We start from the raw sequence: 1,644 nt of genomic DNA, 5'->3' as shown, positions 1-1,644 counted from the left end.
GAAGGTCAGGAACTTCGAGGGGCTCCTGGATGCGCGCGAATGACACGCGACGGGGACCAGCGGGTACGGCGGAGGCGTTGCGCGAGGCTGCCAACTGATGTCCTTCCGGAGGGCACGGATGGAATCGAACTGCGCGCACGCCAAACGCCCCGGCGAAATCCGGGGCGCGCGAGGCAGCGCGAGGGAGCAGCATAACGCAAATGGGAAACTAATGTCCACACTTACTATTAGTGTCAACCTCCGGTGCCACCATCACTATTTCATGCCCTTGGTGGATTCGTCAATCGCGCCGTGACCGAAGCCGATCGGCCACCCACGTGTGCGCCGGCCGAGCAGGGCCAGCAGGCCGGCCATGACCACCCCGAGCGCCGCCAGGGAAAGGCGGTCGGCGAGGGTCTCTCCGTTGGCGATCACCCCGAACGCCGTGTGCGCCACCAGCGCGCCGCTCGCCAGGGCGAGGCTGTGCCGGTCGCTCCACGCGTCCGCCGTCGTCCACCGGCTGAGCAGCCACCCGGCCGCCACCGCGAGGACCGCCGCCGCCACCATCGGCACCACCACCCAACCGCCCCGCGTGAAGGCCGGGTGCTCGGCACCGCCGAAGGGGAACAGCAGCGCCAGATACCCGAACGCCACCACCGCGCCGAACCCGCCGGCGATCACCGGTGCGGGAGCGGTCACGGGGGACGGCGGGCCGGGACGCCGGGGCGTGAGGCGCAGTGCGACCACGGCGAGCAGCGCGACGGCCACCAGGCAGCCGATCAACACCTCGGGCGGCGCCTGGTAGCCGGGGTCGAAGGAGGTCGTCACGGTCAACCGCAGCAGCATGGCGCCGAGCACGAACACCACCCCGGCCACCACCAGACCTGTCCGCCCCAGGTACGGCTGACGGCGCAGCCCGGGGAAGATCAGGTCCAGCAGCAGGATCGGCAGGGCCACGCTGAAGACCGCGTGGTAGGGGATGTTCAGCTCCGTGTACGCGCTGTTCAGCCCGAGAATCCGGGGCGCCCAGCCGGCCACGCCGTAGATGGTCGGGCTGGTGAGCGCCTGCAGCGCCAGCCCTTCCTCGACGATCCCGTACGCGGCCCCGAGCAGCAGGATCGCGGCCCAGCCCCGCCCCGCGCGGCGTACCAGCTCGCGCACCAGCACCGTGCCCGCGCCGTAGATCGGCACCCACAGGAGTATCAGCCACGCCTGGCGGAGCGGTGGGTTGCCCAACGTGAGCTCGGCGACGACCGGGGTGACCGCGGCCAGCAGAAGTGCGGCCCAGCGGCCGCGTGCCTTGGATGTGACCATGCCCCCACGCTCCCTGAGGACAGGGGACGGCCGCTGCTGCCGGAAGGCCGGTCCGTGGCAACTCCGGTCGTTTGCCGATGGTGACTTTGGTTGCTTACCGGTGGCCGGAGGTGGCGGCTACGATCGGCGGTTGTGTTCGTGGCCGGGGTGAAGGACGTGCGGCCCGGCTGGATGCGGTCGCGGCGCGACTGGGCGGTCGGCGCAGGTGGCTTCGTGCTGGCACTCGCCGGGGCCGCCGCGGTGGTCTGGGGAGACCTGACCCCGGGCGTGCCCGGGTGGTATCTGGTGGCCGACCTGGCGGGCGGGATCCTGGCCTGCGCGGGGCTGTGGTTGTGCCGCAGGTGGCCGGTG

The 1,644-nt window shown here is 71.5% G+C and carries 1 protein-coding gene and 1 pseudogene; one reads left to right on the top strand and one right to left on the bottom strand.

Annotated features, from left to right (window positions below):
• Positions 1–255 precede the first annotated feature (255 nt).
• Positions 256–1,293 carry a hypothetical protein gene (locus tag AB0J09_RS64315; protein ID WP_360714288.1) on the bottom strand — a complete coding sequence of 346 codons (1,038 nt, stop codon included), beginning with the start codon at positions 1,291–1,293 and terminating at the stop codon, positions 256–258.
• Positions 1,294–1,425: 132 nt separating this feature from the next.
• On the opposite strand from AB0J09_RS64315, the pseudogene AB0J09_RS64310 reads away from it, so the two are divergent.
• A pseudogene (locus AB0J09_RS64310) lies at positions 1,426–1,644 on the top strand (hypothetical protein); the annotation flags it as partial.

The organism is Nonomuraea sp. NPDC049784 (assembly GCF_040659615.1).
Lineage (GTDB): Bacteria > Actinomycetota > Actinomycetes > Streptosporangiales > Streptosporangiaceae > Nonomuraea.
This window is presented reverse-complemented; position numbering and strand designations above follow the sequence as displayed.

Coding starts and splice junctions, on each gene's coding strand:
- AB0J09_RS64315 (WP_360714288.1), bottom strand. CDS start 1,293: ATGGTCACATCCAAGGCACGCGGCCGCTGGGCCGCACTTCTGCTGGCC.